The following is a 17795-nucleotide window of genomic DNA, read 5'->3' on the forward strand; positions in this document are numbered from 1 at the left end:
TCTCGCTTGACCCTCACATCTATGTGAGGGTTCGAGCATAGCGCCATGAGCAAGGACGTCACCCTCTTCGACTACAGCCCCATCACCGAACGCGAGCCGATCCACTGGCCCGGCGGCAAGCGGGTCGCGTTCTACGTCGGCCTCAATATCGAGCACTTCTACGTCGATCTGCCGGGCACGGCCACCTACGAGGGCACCACCTCGCTGACGCCGGACGCCCTCAACTACGGCTGGCGCGACTACGGCCCGCGCGTCGGGTTCTGGCGGCAGCTGGAACTACTCGACAAGCACGGCATCCGCGCCAGCGCGCTGCTGAATTCCGATGTGGGCGAGCGCTATCCGCAGATCATCGAGGCCGGCAAGGCCCGCGACTGGGTGTGGCTCGCGCACGGCAGCAGCAACAGCCACCTGCACACGGGCCTGTCGCTGGAGGACGAGCGGGTCGCGCTGCGCGAGATCGTCACCGCTATCGAGAAATTCACCGGCTACCGGCCGCGCGGCTGGATGGGCCCGGGCCTGACCGAGACCTTCCACACTCCGCAACTGCTGGCGGAACTGGGCCTGCGCTACGTACTCGACTGGACCAACGACGACCAGCCCTATCGGCTGAATGTGCCCGGCCTGCTGAGTGTTCCGTATTCGGTGGAACTCAACGACATCGGCATCTTCGTCACCAAGGGCCTCACCGGACCGGACTTCGTGCGGATGGTGAAGGACCAGGTGGACCAGCTGTACGCGGACTCGGCCGACAGCGGCCGCGTATTCGGGTTGGCGCTGCACCCCTTCGTCACCGGTCAGGCGTTCCGCCACCGCTACCTGGACGAGGCCCTCGACTACGTTGTCAACCACCCGGGCGTGTGGGTCACCACCAGCGACGACATCGCCGAGCACTACGCGACGAACAATTAGTCGCCGGTGACGGTGAGGTAGATCAGCAGCAGGTTCAGCGCGGAGATCACGGCGGCGATCAGCCAGGCCGCCGCGGTGGTCCAGCGATGGTTGGCGTCGGCGCCCATCAGGACGCGGTCACTGGTGAAGCGCACCAGCGGAATCAGCGCCAGCGGAATGCCGAACGACAGCACCACCTGCGAAATGATCAGCGCGCGGGTGGGATCGATGCCCACCGCGAGAATGATCAGCGCCGGAACCAGGGTGACCAGGCGGCGCAGCAGCAGCGGGATGCGGCGGCTCAGCAGGCCCTCCATGATCATCGCGCCGGCGTACGCGCCGACCGAGGTGGAGGCCAGCCCGGACGCCAGCAACCCGACCGCCAGCAGCAGCGCCGCCCACGGGCCGAGCGCGTCACTCACCGCGGCGTGCGCGGACTCGAGCGAGTCGACGTCGTCACGGCCGTTCAGCGTGGTGGCGGCCATCAGCAGCATCGACAGGTTCACCGCACCGGCGATCACCATCGCGAGGCCGACATCGACGCGGGTGATGCGCAGCAGCCGCACCCGCGCCGGACCCGCCTCGGGCTGTCCGTGCCGGTCCCGCGACAGCGCGGAATGCAGGTAGATGGCGTGCGGCATCACGGTCGCGCCGATCATCGCCGCGGCCAGCAGCACGCTCTCGGCGCCGTCGAAGCGCGGCAGCAGCCCACCCAGCGCGCTCGGCGCCGACGGCGGAGAGATCACCACGCTGGCCATGAAACCGATCGCGATGATCGCGAGCAGACCGATGATGACCCGTTCGAAAGGCTTCTGCCCGCGCCGGTTCTGCACCATCAGCAGACCCATCGACACCACGCCGGTGATCACGCCGCCGAGCAGCAGGGGCAGATCGAACAGCAGGTTGAGCGCGATCGCGCCGCCGACCACCTCGGCCAGATCCGTGGCCATCGCGACCAGTTCGGCCTGCGCCCAGTACGCCAGCCGGATCGGCCGGCTCGCCCGGTCCCGCACCACCTGCGGCAGTGTGCGGCCGGTGACCAGTCCCAGCTTCGCCGACAGGTACTGCACCAGCGCGGCCATCGCGTTGGCCATCACGATCACCCACACCAGCAGGTAGCCGAACTGCGCGCCCGCGCTGATGTTCGAGGCGACATTGCCGGGATCGACATAGGCGATCGCGGCCACGAAGGCCGGGCCGAGCAGGATCGACGCCGATCTCGCCCGGCGGAACGACGTGCGCGGCGAGACAACGGTACTCATGAATTTATTTTATGGGTATCCGAACTTTTTTGTTGACCGTACCCCGGAAATGTGACCGCCCCGACCGCGAGCGCGGCCGGGGCGGTACATCTGCCCTGATGGGGTGTCAGAGACCCAGACCCCGGGCCAGCACCGGCCAGGAGTTCATGAAGTCGTCACGCCAGTAGCCCCAGGAGTGCGTGCCCGAGTCCCGGAAGTTGTAGGTCGCGGGGATGCCCAGGCCGTCCAGCTTGGTCTTCAGGTTGCTCGTGCAGTAGTTGGTGCCCGCCTCGATGACGCCGCCGATCAGGATCTGGTTGCCCAGACCGTAGGCGCCGGGCAGCGCGTACGGGCCGTTGAGGGTGTCGTACACGCCGGGCAGGCCGTTGCCGGTGGAGATGTACATGTCCAGGCCGCGCAGTTGCTCGGCGTGCACGTACGGATCGTTCTCCGCCCAGACCGGGGAGTCGTCGGGGCCGTACATGTTGGTGACGTCACCGCCGCCCCAGGTGTTGACGGTGAGCTTGACGAACTCCCGCCCGGCCGGGTCGCTGGTCTGCGCGCAGCCGGAGTAGGCGGCGGCGGCCTTGTACAGGCCCGGGGCGTGGATCGGCAGGTTCAGCACGGTGGTGCCCGAAGTGGACAGGCCCGCAACGGCATTGACGCCGTTGGTGCCCAGTGCGCCGTCGATCAGCGGCGGCAGTTCCTCGGTGAAGAACGTCGTCCACTTGTTGCGGCCCAGCGTCGGGTCGTCCTTGATCCAGTCGGTGTAGTAGCTCCACTTGCCGCCGATGGGCTGCACCACGTTGACGTTCTTGTCGCCGAGGAACCCGTTGACGATGTCGGTCTTCTGCTGCCAGGAGGCCGCGTCCTCGCCGCCGCCGGCGCCGTTGAGCAGGTACAGCGTGGGACGCGGCGCGGACGCGTCGGCCGGGCGCTGCACGTCGACGGGGAACGTCTTGTCCATCGCGGCCGAGTACACGTACAGCCGGATGTTGCGGTCGTCCTTGTAGGTCGCCTTGGAGATGTAGGACCCGTCCGGGGACTTCGGATCGCCCAGCAGGGTCTTCGAGGCGATGATCGGGTCGTCCGCCGAGGCGGTGGGTGCGCCGATTCCGGCTACCACGCCGGCGAGTACTCCTGTGGCCGCAATCGCGGCGGCTGCCCGCAGGCCACTACGCCGGAAGTGTCGACGAATCAATGCTCACACCTTCGCTATCTCATCGGTTTTCGGTCCAGCGATTCCCGTCGGCGCCCCGTGCCGACACCCACGAATCGGGCGACGCCGCGCCCGACCCTACGGCCTTTCTAGTCGTCCGACCAGAGGACATCGTTACGCGGTGACCGCCTCATCATGCCCGATCGGCGTTCCGAGCCACGCCGTCGGCCCCGGTAGCGAGGCGTTTTCTCAGCTGCGGGCCGATCTGCGCCATCGCCTCCGGCGCCACCATCTCCTCGTGCACGGCGTCGACCGGGCGATCGACGATCTCGCCGTCGATGTAGTCGCGCCAGTTGTCCGCCCCGGTCGTCCGGTCGCGCGCGGAGAAGTAGTCGAGCCGCCCCCGGTACACCCCGGGCTCATGCTCCACGATCATCTCCGCCGACCGCACGGCGCTGCGGTAGATGCGGCGCAACCGCTCGGGGGTGAGCAGCGCCAGGTCGGGCGGGAGGGTGGCGTGCAGGGTGGCCAGCGCCGGTTCGCTGAGGTCGTAGATGTCGCCGTCGCCGACCAGCGCTTCCGCGCCGATGCCGATCTCGGCCAGCACCTCGCGCACGGCGGTGCGGAAATCGCCGAGGTCGATATCGAGGCGGCTGTCGAGCATCACCAGCACCTCCACCCGGGCGCCGGCGTCCTGCAGCATGGTGGCGATCTCGTGCGCCAGCACCCCGCCCAGCGACCAGCCGAGCAGGTGGTACGGCCCCTCCGGCTGCACCCGCCGGATCTCCTCGACGTAGCGAACGGCCATGTCGCGCACCGATTCCAGCAGCCGGTCGTCCTCCGAGAGCACCGGCGATTGCAGGCCCACGATCGGCCGGTCCCCCGCGAACCGCGCGAGTCCGGCGTAGCACCAGGACAATCCGTACATCGGATGAATGCAGAACAGAGGTGCGCCCGTACCGTGGGCACGGATCGGCAGCACTACCTCGAGCGCGGCCTCCGACGCCAGGTCGAAGTCGTAGTCGAGGTCCTGGGCGTCCTCGAGACGCTGGGCCAGTGCCGCAACCGTGGATCCGGTGAAGAACCACTGCACCCGCACCTCGGTGCCGGTCAGCGCGCGCAGGCGGCTGACCGCGCGGGTGGCGACCAGCGAATTGCCGCCGAGTTCGAAGAAGTCGTCGTCCGCGCCGACCCGCTCGGCGCCCAGCACCGCGCCGAACACCTCGGCGACCGTCTCTTCCAGCGGCGTCGACGGCGCGCGGTAGGGGCGGCCGGAGAGCTGCGGCATCGGGAGCGCCCGGCGGTCCAGCTTGCCGCTGGCGTTCAGCGGCAGTTCGTCCAGCACCACCAGGGCGGCGGGAATCATGTAGCCGGGCAATGCTTCTCGCGCGTGCGCCAGCAGCGCCCCGTCCTCGATGGTGGCGCCGGGAGCGGGCACGACATGAGCCACCAGCCGGTCGCCGGATCCGCCGCGCACCAGCGAGACCACCGCGTGCCGCACCGCGTCGTGGCTCGTCAGCACGGCCTCGATCTCACCGAGTTCGATCCGCTGGCCGCGCAGTTTGACCTGGAAGTCGCTGCGGCCCAGGTATTCCAGCGCGCCGCCGCGCCAGCGGACGATGTCGCCGGTGCGGTAGAGGCGTTCGCCGCCGTCGTGGGCGACGAAGCGTTCGGCCGTGCGGGCGGGCGCGCCGAGATAGCCGCGGGCCAGCTGGATTCCGGCCACGTACAACTCGCCCGGCGCGCCCGGCGGTACCGGGCGCAGGTGCCGGTCGAGCACGTACACCCGGGTATTGGCCACGGGGGCGCCGATCGGCACGCTCGCGCCCGTGGCGGTGGTCGCGGGCGCCGCGGTGACCACGGTGGCCTCTGCCGGGCCGTACCAGTTCACCAGTTCGGTCCGCTCGAGCAGTTCGGCGCAGGCCGCGGCCGTCTCGCCGGACAGCGCCTCGCCCGCGGCGAAGATCCAGCGCAGCGACGAATATCCCTGCGCCACCGCCGGATTCGCGTCCGTGTCGAGGAAGGCGTCCAGCATCGACGGCACGAAGTGCACGGTGCTGACCGACCTGTCCTCGATCAGCCGCGACAGGTACGCCGGATCGCGGTGGCCGTCGGGTTCGGCGACGACGACCGCGGCTCCGGTGTGCAACGGCCAGAACAGTTCCCAGGTGGAGATGTCGAAGGTGATCGGCGTCTTGTGCAACACCACGTCACCGGTGCCGTGCGGGTATTCCCGCTGCGCCCAGCGGAACTGGTTGGCCATCTGGCGGTGGGTGATCGTCACGCCCTTGGGCCGCCCGGTCGAGCCGGAGGTATAGATGACGTAGGCGACGCCGTCCGGGCGGGCGGCCGGGAACTCCTGGCCGCGACCGTCGAGCGGTAGTTCGTCCACCACGACGACCGGTGTCCCGGTACGGGTTTCGAAGTCGCCACCGGTGGTCAGCACGCACACCGGCCGCGCGTCACCGAGGACGAACTCGTTGCGCTCGGCCGGATGATCGGGGTCCACGGGGACGTAACCCGCACCCGCCCGCAGCACCGCGTAGATCGCGACGACCAGGTCGATCGAACGCCGCATGGCCACGGCCACCAGCGCTTCCGGCCCGACACCGCGACCGGCCAGCTCCCCCGCCAGCGCCCGGGACCGGACGTCGAGTTCGCGATAGCTCAGCATGCTGTCGCCGAAGTACAGCGCCGGAGCCTGCGGGGTGCGGGCCACCTGCGCGTCGAACAGGGAGATCAGCGTCGCGTCGTCCAGCAGTTCGGGCGACGCCGTGGCGTTGCGGGCCGCGAGCTCGTCGCGCTCGCCCGCCAGCAGCACGTCCACCTCGGCGATCCGGGCCTGCGGAGTCGTCACGAAACGGCCGAGCAGAGCCGAGAGCCGTTGCGCCAGTGCGGTGGCCGTCGCCTCGTCGAACACGTCCCGCAGGTACTGCAGCGACACCCGCAGCTGATCGTCGAGCGACACCATGACCGTCACCGGATAGTGGGTGCCGTTGACCGAACCGATGCCGGTGACGTGCACGCCGTCCACCGCCCCGGCCCGGTCCAGGCCGTCGCGGTCGATCGGATACGACTCGAACACGACCAGCGAATCGAACAGCCCGTCGACCCCGGCGGCGGCCTGGATATCGCTCAGGCCCAGGTAGTGGTAGTCGAGCAACTCCGCCTGCTCGGACTGCAACTGCCGCAGCAGGCCGCTCAGCGTGTCGGTGGCCGCCAGCCGCACCCGCACCGGGATCGCGTTGACGAACAGGCCCACCATGGTCTCGACACCGGGCAGCGCCGGCGGGCGGCCGGAGACCGTCGCGCCGAACACCACGTCGTCGCGGTCCACACTGCGCCCGACCAGCAGTCCCCACGCCGCCTGCACCACGGTGTTGACGGTGACACCCAGTCTCGCGGCCAGCCGGGTCAGCTCGGCGGTGTCGGACACCGACAGGTCGAAGCCCGTTTCGCCTGCGCCGGAGGCGATCTCGCGGCCCGGATCGACGGAGGCCAAGGGCGTCGGCTCGGTGACGCCCGCGAGTGCCCGGCGCCACGCGGTTCGGGCGGCGTCGCGATCCTGGTCGACCAGCCAGGCCAGGTAGTCGCGATAGGGGCGGACCTCCGGCAGGTGCCGTGCGTCCGGGCCGAGCGCGTACAGCATCAGCAGGTCACGCATGAGCAGCGGCGTGGACCAGCCGTCGAGCAGGATGTGGTGGCTGGTCACGAGCAGCCGATACGAGTTGCCCGCGGTGCGGCCGGTATGGATGAGGGTGAAGCGCAGCAGCGGCGCGGTCCGCATGTCGAAGCGGTCGGCGTAGTCGGCGGCGGTGCGCCGGGCCAGCTCCGCCTCCACCTCGTGCGCCGGAAGATCACTGAGATCGATGGTGCGCCAAGGTAGCTCGACATTGTCGAGGACTACCTGCACCGGATTACCGGCGGCGTCGGCGGCGAAGGCGACCCGGAGGTTGGCGTGCCGGTCCAGCACGGCCTGGGCCGCCTCGCGCAGCCGCGGCACGTCCACGCTACCGCCGAGATCGACGGTGAACTGCGTGGTGTACAGGTCGACCGAGGCGTCGGCCAGCAGGGCGTGGAAGAGCATGCCCGACTGCAGCGGCGTCATCGGCCAGATGTCGGACAGGTTCGGATAGTCCCGGACCAGCCGGTCGATATCGAACTGCGCCGGGCGCACCAGCGGGAAGTCCGACGGGGTGAAGCCACCGGCGTCCGCGTGCGTGCCGTGCTCGGCCAGCCCGCCCAGGGCCCGGACCCACTGCCCGGCAAGCTCTTTCACCTGCTCGGCGTCCAATACCGCGGCGGCGTAATCGAATCGGGCCAGCAGGCTGTCGGCGGTGGCGTCGATAGTGACGTCGAGGAACAGGTCGGCGGGCGCGGTGTCCGGCGAAGCGTTCGCGGGCCGCAGATCGCGGTAGCGGAATGCGGTGCGCCCGTGCGGAAGCGCGGCCAGATCCGCGGCGGTGTCGCTGTTCAGGTAGCGCAGCAGACCGTAGCCGACTCCAGCGGCGGGAACGGCGCGGCGGCGCTCCTTGACCTGGGCGATCACCCGGCCCGCCGCCGGTCCGCCGAGCAGGGCGTCGTCCACGTCGACAGCGTCCAAGCCGAGCACGAACGGGTAGGCCGCGGTGTAACCGCCGACCGCACCGGCCGCTCCGGGCCCGGCCACGGTACGGCCGTCGGCGAACAATCGCACGACCGAGCCGACCACCTCGGCCGCCGGCCCGCGCGGCCCCGACTCCAACGCCAGCGCGAGGGCCGCGAGCAGCACCTCCTCGATGGTGGCGTGGTAGGCGGCGGCCACCGCGGTCACCGCGGCCGCGCCCTCGGCGGTGACCACCAGCGAGACCCGGCCGCGAACAGTCAGGTCCAGCCCGCCGATCGGGATGTCCGCGGGCGCCTCGGCCAGAGCCGTTCGCCACCAGTCGATTTCGCCGACCGTCGCCGGGTCGGTGGCCAGCGCGGACAGGGTGTGCGCCACATCGGCCGGGCCGGTTTCGACCCCGGACGTCGTGGGGTGTCCGCCGGACCAGGCGGTGGACAGTTCGTCGATGATGGTCCGCCAGGAGGCGTCGTCGACGACCAGGCCGTTCGCGACGATCACGAGAGCGGGCGGGACCTCCGTGGTGTCGTCCGGCTCCGCGCCGGGTTCGCTCGACGCGATCAGGCCGAAGCAGATATTGCGTCCGGCGTCGGGGTCCAGGTCGGCGGCCAGCGCGCGCAAGGCGACCTCGGCCACGTTCGCCGCGGGCGCGAACCGCCGCAGCGGGACCTCCGGAACGGTGTCGGGAAGAATAAGGCTCGCAACGATTTCCGAGGTCGGCTCCGGTAGTTCGTCGCGCCGGACGAACCGCGCGCCGGTGTCGGTGGTGGCCGCCGACCGGACGACGGGCAGGAACTCGGTCACGGCCTCGGCGGTCGCGGTAGGCAGCAGGCTGGTGGGGGCGTCGAAGGCCGCGCCGGACTCGAAGTCACCCTGGCCGGGCGGTACGACGGGCAGGAATTCGGTGACGTGTTCGGCCCAGGCGTCGGGCCCGCCCGCCGCGTGCGCGCCGAACGGACCGGGTTCGGTGGCGGCCTCCGCGTCCGCGATGATCGCCGGGATCCGGACGCCCACCGGCGGGCCGAACGGGCTCGCGCCGGCGCCGTTCACCTCCGGGACATCGGGAACGGTTGTGCCCTCGTCCATTTCGAGACGCGCCGAGAGCATCGGATGCCGGTCCAGCAGGGCCTGCACCGCCGCGTGTACCCGGTCGGGACCGCAGTCCTCGGGGACCGCCAAGGAGATCGCGCGGCAATCGCGTCCGGTGCGGTCGAGGCGCAGCAGCCGGGCCGCGTTGGGGAGCAGCGGCACCGGTCCGGTGCGGATCTGTTCGTCGGCCTCGGCGGGCACGGTGGCGACGCGCGCCAGCGCCTCGACGGTGCGGGATCCGAAGATGTCGCGCGGCGAGAAGTGCACGCCCCGGGCACGGGCGCGCGACACCACCTGGATGGACATGATGCTGTCGCCGCCGAGGGCGAAGAAGTCGTCGTCCAGGCCGACGCGGTCCAGGCCGATGACCTCCGCGACCACATCCGCCACCACTTCTTCGGCGGGTGTGCGCGGGGCGCGGTACGCCTTTGTCTCCACCACGGGCGCGGGCAGCGCCTTGCGGTCGAGCTTGCCGTTCACGGTGAGCGGCAACGTGTCCAGCGTGACGAACGCCGAGGGGATCATGTAGTTCGGCAGCGCGCCGCTCAGCGCCGACCCGACCGCGGTGGTGTCGAGCGCCTCACCCGTCGGCACCAGGTAGGCCACCAGGCGGTCGCCGGTGCGTCCGTCGTTGCGGGCCAGCACAGCCGCCTGCGCGACCTCCGGCAGGGCCAGCAGCGCGGCCTCGATCTCGGCGAGTTCGATGCGGAAGCCGCGGACCTTCACCTGGAAGTCCGTGCGCCCCCGGTATTCCAGCTCCCCCGCGGTATTCCACGCCACCAGGTCGCCGGTGCGGTACATCCGCGCGCCCGGCTCGAACGGGTCGGCCACGAACCGATCCGCGGTCAGCTCCGGGCGGCCGAAGTAGCCATGCGCCAATTGCGCACCGGCCAGGTACAACTCGCCCGCCGCCCCGTCCGGCACCGGATGCAGCCGCGCGTCCAGCACGTACACCCTGGTGTTCCATTCCGGCACACCGATCGGCACCGAGACCTCGTCGGCCGCCGTCACCCGGTGGTTCGTGACCGACACCGCCGCCTCGGTCGGGCCGTAGGCGTTGTACAGCTCGACATGCCGGTAGAGCGACAGGAACCGCTGCGCCAGCGCGCCCGGCAGGGCCTCGCCGATCGCCAGCACCCGCCGCAGTCCGGACATGGCCCGGGCCCCGGGGCGGGTGGTGGCGTCGGTGAGCAGCGCGTCGAGCATCGATGGCACCACGTGCAGCGTGGTGACGGCCTCGCGGGCCAGCAGTTCGTTCAGGTAGGCCGGGTCACGGTGGGCGTCGGGCATCGCGATGACCAGGCGGCCGCCCGACGCCGTGGCCGACCAGAACTCCCATACCGACAGGTCGAATGTCGCGGCGGTCTTCAACAGCACCGCGTCGTCGGCGCCCAGTCCGAAAGTGGCTGTCTTCCAGGTCAACTGGTTGACGACGGCCGCGTGCGGCACGGCCACGCCCTTCGGGCGGCCCGTCGAGCCGGAGGTGAAGATCACGTAGGCGGTGTTCGACGCGCGCAGCGGCGCAACGCGATCCGCGTCGGTGACGGCGGCGTCGGAGTGCGCGGTCGGGTCCAGAGCGTCGAGGACCACGATTCGCGGCCCCGTGGACGGACCCCGAGCCGGTGACTTCGCGTCGTCGCGAGGTAGGGCGGTGATCGCGTCCGCCGATGCCTTGCCCAGAGCGGGCATGGATTCGGAACGCCCGCGCCAATCGAGCATCGCGCCGTTTCCGGCCGAGGCCACCGGGCGCGGACCGGTGGACGTCATCGTGGTGTCCCGGCGGGTTTGTGCCGCTATCACCCGTTCGGTCGCCGCGGTCGTCAGTACGCACACCGGATCGGCGGTGCCCAGGATGTAGTCGACGCGCTCGGCGGGCTGGTCGGGGTCGATCGGGACGTAGGCGCCACCGGCCTTGGCGACCGCGTACATGGCGACGACGAGGTCGATGGAGCGCGGCAGCAGCAGCGCCACTCGTGATTCGGGGCCCACGCCCAGCGAGATCAGGTGCCGGGCAAGGCGATTCACCCGCGCGTCGAGTTCGGTGTAGCTCAGTTCCGCGCGGCCGGTCTCGGCGTCCGGCAGGTCCGCGACCAGCGCGACCGCCTCGGGCGCCGACGCGACGGAGCGGTCCAGCAGGGTCACCAGCGTCGCGGCGGTGTCCAGGGCGTGCGCGGTGGCATTGCGGTCGACGACGGCGTGGGCGAGTTCCGCCGGAGTGAGGATCTCGAGGTCGCCCACGGCGATCGTGTCGTCGGCGACGACGGCGGACAGGATGCGGGACAGGCGGTCCGCGAAGTCCTCGACGGTGGCGGCGTCGAAAAGGTCGGTGGCATAGGTGAAGTAGCCACCGATACCGGCCGGGCTCCCCTGCTCGTCGTACACATCACCGACGATCAGATGCAGATCGAACTGCGACACTTCGAGATCCGCGTCGACGCCCGCGACACTCAGCCCCGGCAACTCCAACGCCGTGCGCGCCAGGTTCTGGAACGACAAACCCACCTGGAACAACGGATGATGCGCCGTCGACCGCGGCGGATTCAACACCTCCACCAACCGCTCGAACGGAATATCGGCGTGCGCGAAAGCCCGCAGATCCGTTTCTCGCTGCCGCGCAAGCAGTTCCGCGAACGACTCGCCGCGATCCAGTCGGGTCCGGAACACCACCGTGTTCACGAACATCCCGATCAGATCGTCCAGTTCGGCCTCGCCACGACCGGCGACCGGCGTACCCACCGCGATGTCGTCGGTGCCCGACAACCGCGCCAGCAACACCGCCAGCGCCGTGTGTACCACCATGAACAACGTCGCACCGTGCGCACGCGCCAATGCGCCCAGAGCGGCGTGCATTTCGGCGTCCACCCGGAACTCCACCCGGCCACCACGCAACGACGCCACCGCCGGACGCGGCCGATCCGCCGGCAACTCCAGCAGATCCGGCAACCCCGACAACTCCCGCCGCCAGAACGCGATCTGCCGCGCCGCAAGGGAACCCGGGTCGGACTCGGCGCCGAGCACCGCGCGCTGCCACAGCGCGTAATCCACGTACTGCACCCGCAGCGGCGTCCAGTCCGGCGCCGCACCGGCGGCCCGCGCGGCGTACGCGGTCATCACGTCCCGCACCAGCGGGGCCATGGACGAACCGTCGGCCGCGATATGGTGCACGACCACGGCCAGCACGTACTCGGGTCCGGAACCCAGTGGGGCATCGATGATCTCGAACAGCCGTACCCGGATCGGCACCTCGGCCGTCACGTCGAACGGCGTCGCCGCCAACTGCCGGATCTCGCCTGCCAGCGTTTCGGAGGCGGCCCGCTCCACCGTCACACCCAGCCGCGTGTCCGCCGCCAGCACCACCTGTGCCGGACCGTCGGGGGTTTCCGGGTAGACGGTGCGCAACACCTCGTGCCGGGCGACCACGTCGTCGAGTGCCGCGGACAGCGCGGTCGCGTCGAGCGCGCCGCTCAGCCGCAGCGCGAACGGCAGGTTGTAGGCCGCAGAGCCCGCCGTGTCGCCGTCCTGGTCGAACCGGTTCAGGAACCACATCCGCTGCTGCGCCAGCGACAACGGCAACCGTTCGGGCCGTTCGAGACTGCCGATCTCGACGCCGCGACGTTCGTGCGCCTGCGATTCGACGGCCGCGGCCAAGGCCGCGACGGTGGGGGTCTCGAACAGCGCCCGCACCGGTATCCGGCCGCCGACCGCCGCCCCCAGCCGCGCCACCACCTGCGTGGCGACCAGGGAGTTGCCGCCGAGCGCGAAGAAGTCGTCGTCCGCGCCGACGCGTTCCAGCCCGAGTACGGTGCCGTAGATCTCGGCCGTGATCTGCTCGATCGGCGTTGCGGGGGCGCGGAATTCGCGGCTGCTGTAGGTCGGCTCGGGCAGCGCCCGGCGGTCCAGCTTGCCGCTGGGGTTGAGCGGGAACGCGTCCAGCGCGACGATCACGGCCGGAACCATGTATACCGGAAGCGTTTTCGACAGTATCGAGCGCAGCCGCGCCTGGTCGATCTCGTAGCCGGGCGTCGGCACGGCGTAGGCCACCAGCTGGTCGCCCAGGGCCCACGGCATCACCAGCGCGACCGCCTGACTGACCGTCGGCTGTGCCAGCAGCGCCGCCTCGATCTCGCCCAGTTCGATGCGCTGACCGCGGAACTTCACCTGGAAGTCGGTGCGCCCCAGGTATTCCAGCCGCGCCGGAAGTTCGCCCTCGGCGTCGCGCCACACCACCAGGTCACCGGTGCGGTACATCCGGTCGCCCGCGGCCGCACCGTTACCCCCGCCCCCGAAGGGGTTGGCGACGAACCGGTCCGCGGTCAGATCGGGCCGCCGCACATAGCCGCGGGCCAGTTGCTCGCCCGCGAGGTACAGCTCGCCGGGGACGCCCGCCGGCACCGGGCGCAGCCGCCCGTCCAGCACGTAGACCTGGGTGTTCCACTGCGGCAACCCGATCGGGACGCTGGGCCGGTCCTCGGTCCGCGCCGGCCAGTACGTCACCGACACCGCGGCCTCGGTCGGGCCGTACAGGTTGTGCACCCGCGCGCCGCACACCCGCTGCACCGCCTCCACCGTCTCCGGCGGCAGCGCCTCACCGATCACGAAGATGTCGGCCAGCGTCGGGCACGCGCCGGCGGTGGTGTGCGCGGCGAAGACGGTCAGCATCGACGGCACGAAGTCGGTGACCGTGACGCCCTCGGCCGCAATGGTTTCCGCGATGTACTCGGGGTCGCGGTGGCCGTCGTGGGTGGCGACGACCAGCCGCGAACCGGACCGCAGCGGCATGAAGTAGCCCCACAGCGACACGTCGAACGTGGTGGCGGTCTTCTGCAGATACACGTCCCCGGAGCCCAGCGGATAGGCCGCCAGCATCCAGGTGATCTGATTGTGGATCGCCGCGTGCGAGACCGCGACGCCCTTGGGACGGCCGGTCGAACCGGAGGTGAAGATCACGTAGGCGGGGTGGTCGGGCCGCAGCGGGCGGAGCAGCTCACCGGGCCGCACCGGGGTGGGGTCGAAGCCGCCGAGGTCCATGGTGTCCAGGCGCAGCACCGGGATGTCCACGGGGACCGCCACGGCATCGCGCACGGTCGTGACCACGCACACCGGTCGCGCGGTGTCCAGGATGTGGTCGATCCGCTCGGGTGGGTGGTCGGGATCCAGCGGCACGTACGCGCCGCCCGCGGTGACGATGGCGTACATCCCGATCACCAGGTCCAGCGACCGCCGGATCGCCAGGCCCACCAAGGCTTCCGGGCCGACGTCGCGCGAGATCAGCAGCCGCGCCAGCTGATTCACCCGCGCGTCGAACTCGGCGTAGGTCAGCGACTCGCCCTCGTAGGTGACGGCCGTCGTGCTCGGGTACTGCGCGACCATGCGCCGGTAGCCGTCCAGCAGCAGCTCCGGCTCGACGGGATAGCGAGTGTCGTTCCAGTCGTGCAGGATTCGCACCCGCTCGTCGGGCCGCAGCAGGTCGATGTCGCCGACCGGCCGGGCCGGTGCGGCGGTGACGGCGTCGAACACGCCCAGCAGGCGGTCGGCGAAACCGGCGATCGTCGCCTCGTCGAACAGGTCGGTCGCGTAGGTGAACATCGCGGAGAGCCCGCGAGCCAGGCCCTGATCCCGCCGCGGCACCACGGTGAGTTGCAGATCGAACTTGGCGATCGCGCCGTCGAAAGCGATGGCGGCGGCCGTCATGCCCGGCAGCTCGAGCCGCGGCTTGTCCATGTTCTGGAAGAACAACGCCACCTGGAACAACGGATGATGCGCCTGCGAACGCACCGGATCCAACACCTCGACCAAACGCTCGAACGGCAACTCCGCATGCGAAAACGCGCCCAGATCCGTCTCTTTCACCGCCGCCAGGAACTCGGTGAAAGACACCGACGAATCCACCCGGGTCCGCAACGCCAAGGTATTGACGAACATGCCGATCAAATCATCGAGCTCACGCTCACCACGACCCGCCACCGGCGTACCGACGACAATGTCCTCGGTCCCCGACAACCGCGCCAGCAACACCGCCAACGCCGCATGTACCACCATGAACAACGACACACCGTACCGGTGCGCCACTTCGTCGAGACGGCCGTGCAGCCGCGCGTCCACCGTGAAGGCGTACTCGGCGCCGAGCCCGGAGGCCACGGCCGGGCGCGGCCGGTCCGCGGGGAGGTCCAGGCGATCCGGAAGGCCGGTCAGGGCGGACCGCCAGTACTGGATCTGGTCCGCGGCAATCGAATCGGGATCGGCCTCGTCGCCCAGCACCTCGCGCTGCCACAGCGCGTAGTCGGCGTACTGCACCGGCAGCGGCTGCCACGCGGGCTGCGCGCGGTTACGCCGAGCGAGGTAGGCCACCAACAGGTCTCGCATGAACGGCGCGATGGACACGCCGTCGGCGGCGATGTGGTGCACCACGACCACGATGACATGGTCGTCGGCGCCCAACTCCGCGACCCCGATCCGCAGCGGCACGTCGGCCGCCACGTCGAAGCCGGTGAGCGCCAATCCGGCCACCCAGCCCTCGATCTCGTGTTCGGCGATCGGTTTCGGGGACAGGTCGGGGACGGCCTGCTCGACCGGCAGGATCACCTGGTAGCCGGTGCCGTCGACGGCCGGGTACACGGTGCGCAGCGTCTCGTGCCGCTCGATCAGGTCGACGATCGCGGCTTGCAGCGCATCGGCATTCAGCCTCCCGGTGAGCCGGATGGCGAACGGGATGTTGTTGGCGGGTGATATCGGATCGAATTGATTGAGGAACCACATCCGCTGCTGCGCCAGCGACAGCGGGATATTGTCCGGTCGCGGCCGCGGCGCCAGCGTCGGGCGCCCGCCCGCACCCTTGATCGGCTCCAGGCGGCGGGCCAGGGCGGCGACCGTGGACGCCTCGAACAGCACCCGCGCCGGGATCCGCGCGGAGATCTGCGCGCCCAGCCGGGCGGCGACCTGGGTCGCGATCAGTGAGTTGCCGCCCAGGTCGAAGAAGTCGTCGTCGGCGCCGATGGGTTCGCCGTGGCCGAGCAGTTCGACGAACACGCCCGCCACCAGCTCCTCGAGCGGACCGGCCGGCGCCCGGAACGCGCGGGTCTGCAGGACCGGGGCGGGCAGCGCGGCACGGTCGAGCTTGCCGACGGGCGTCAGCGGGATCTCGTCCAGCACCACCACCGAGGTGGGCACCATGTGCGCGGGCAGGGTGCGGCGGGCGGTGGCGGTCAGCTCGTCGACGTCGATATCCGCGCCTGGGGCGGCGTGCACGTAGGACACGAGAATGGTTGCGCCGCTGTCGAGTACGTGACCGACCGTGACGGCGAAGTCGACGGTGTCGTGCGCGGACAGCACGGCGTCGATCTCCCCCAGCTCGATCCGGAAGCCCCGGATCTTCACTTGGAAGTCGTTGCGGCCCAGATACTCCAGTTCGCCGGACAGGGTCCGGGACACCAGGTCGCCGGTGCGGTAGAGCCGGGAACCGTTGCCGTCGAACGGATTCGCGACGAAACGTGCCGCGGTCAGGCCCGGCCGATCGTGGTAGCCGCGCGCCAATTGCGCTCCGGCGATGTACAACTCACCGGCCACGCCGTCGGGCACCGGCGTCAGCCGCTCGTCCAGGACGTATTCGGTGACGGCGCGGATGGGCGCGCCGATGGTGACCGGGTCGCCCGGGGCCAGTGGCGAACTGATGTTCGTCATGATCGTGGTCTCGGTCGGCCCGTACCCGTTGTAGAACTCGCGCGTGCCGTCGGCGATCGGAACGGCCCAGCGCCGCACCAGTTCCGGCGGACACGCCTCGCCACCGGAGATGATCACTCGCAGATCGTCGAGGCCCGTCGGGTCGAGTGACGCCAGCGCTGCCGGTGTGACGAAGGCGTGCGTCACCTCTTCGCGGCGCAGCAGCGCGGCGAGCTCGTCGCCCCCGTATACCGACGGCGCGGCCACCACCATCGTCGCCGCACCGCCCACCGCCAACAACAACTCCAACACCGACGCATCAAAAGACGGCGACGCGAAATGCAAAGTCCGCGAATCATTCCCGACCCGATAACGCTCACGCTGCTCATCACAAAAACTCGACAAACCAGCCTGAGTGACAACCACACCCTTCGGGCGGCCTGTCGATCCCGACGTGTAGATCACATACGCCGGATGCTCGGCACGCAACGGCCGCAACCGATCCGCGTAGGTGACCGGATCGGCGGAGTACTCCTCGAGCCGCCGCACCAGTTCGGGGGAATCGAGGCTCAGCCACTCCACATCGCCGGGCAGATCGGCGCGCACTTCCTCGACGGTGAGCCCGAGCACGGCGCGCGAGTCGGTGACCATGTGGGCCACCCGCTCCGCCGGATAACCCGGATCCACCGGAACAAAACCAGCCCCCGCCTTCGCCACCGCCCACACCGCAACAACCGACTCCACCGACCGCGGCACCCCCACCGCCACCACAACCTCAGGACCCACACCCCACTCGATCAACAACCGAGCCAACCGCGTCGACCGCTCATCCAACTCCGCATACGACAACACCACCAACGACGCCGACGCATCCGCAAACACCAACGCCGTACCGGTCGGATCCACCTCGACCGCGGTCGCGAGCAGTTGCGGCAGTGTCGTGACGCGCACCCTGCGGGTGCGGACGGGGCGCACTCGAGCGACCCGGGTCATGCCGCGACCGCTTCCTGAGCCGCGTCGTGCCGCCCGACCACCCGAAACACGTGTCACTCACCCTGCCTGTTGTCGATCCTGCGCCGCGCGGCGCCACCCCCTTGATCCATCGAGCGCGGCCGGGGCATGTTACGCGCGGGCGCCCCCATCCCGGGTCGGCGGGGTG

The 17795-nt window shown here is 70.3% G+C and carries 4 protein-coding genes; 1 reads left to right on the forward strand and 3 read right to left on the reverse strand.

The window, feature by feature from the left end:
- Positions 1 to 45: 45 nt before the first annotated feature.
- On the forward strand, positions 46 to 909 hold the full coding sequence (locus tag ACFMRZ_RS18395) for a polysaccharide deacetylase family protein (RefSeq protein ID WP_400180117.1): 864 nt from the start codon (positions 46 to 48) through the stop codon (positions 907 to 909).
- Here ACFMRZ_RS18395 and ACFMRZ_RS18400 read toward each other — a convergent pair.
- From ACFMRZ_RS18400 to ACFMRZ_RS18410, 3 genes are all read right to left on the reverse strand, one after another.
- A complete protein-coding gene (locus ACFMRZ_RS18400) occupies positions 906 to 2150 on the reverse strand; it encodes an Nramp family divalent metal transporter (protein ID WP_280275529.1) in 1245 nt (414 codons plus the stop codon). The genes ACFMRZ_RS18395 and ACFMRZ_RS18400 overlap by 4 nt on opposite strands.
- Before the next feature lie 106 nt (positions 2151 to 2256).
- On the reverse strand, positions 2257 to 3255 hold the full coding sequence (locus tag ACFMRZ_RS18405) for an alpha/beta hydrolase family protein (RefSeq protein WP_280275528.1): 999 nt from the start codon (positions 3253 to 3255) through the stop codon (positions 2257 to 2259).
- A gap of 226 nt (positions 3256 to 3481) precedes the next feature.
- A complete protein-coding gene (locus tag ACFMRZ_RS18410) occupies positions 3482 to 17611 on the reverse strand; it encodes an amino acid adenylation domain-containing protein (RefSeq protein WP_400182901.1) in 14130 nt (4709 codons plus the stop codon).
- Between the last annotated feature and the right edge of the window lie 184 nt (positions 17612 to 17795).

The sequence above is a fragment of the Nocardia sp. N2S4-5 genome (assembly GCF_044628355.1).
Taxonomy (GTDB): domain Bacteria; phylum Actinomycetota; class Actinomycetes; order Mycobacteriales; family Mycobacteriaceae; genus Nocardia; species Nocardia wallacei_B.

What these genes read in the sequence shown, in the direction of transcription:
- ACFMRZ_RS18395 (WP_400180117.1), top strand. Translation starts at nt 46, where the DNA reads ATGAGCAAGGACGTCACCCTCTTCGACTACAGCCCCATCACCGAACGC.
- ACFMRZ_RS18400 (WP_280275529.1), bottom strand. Translation starts at nt 2,150, where the DNA reads ATGAGTACCGTTGTCTCGCCGCGCACGTCGTTCCGCCGGGCGAGATCG.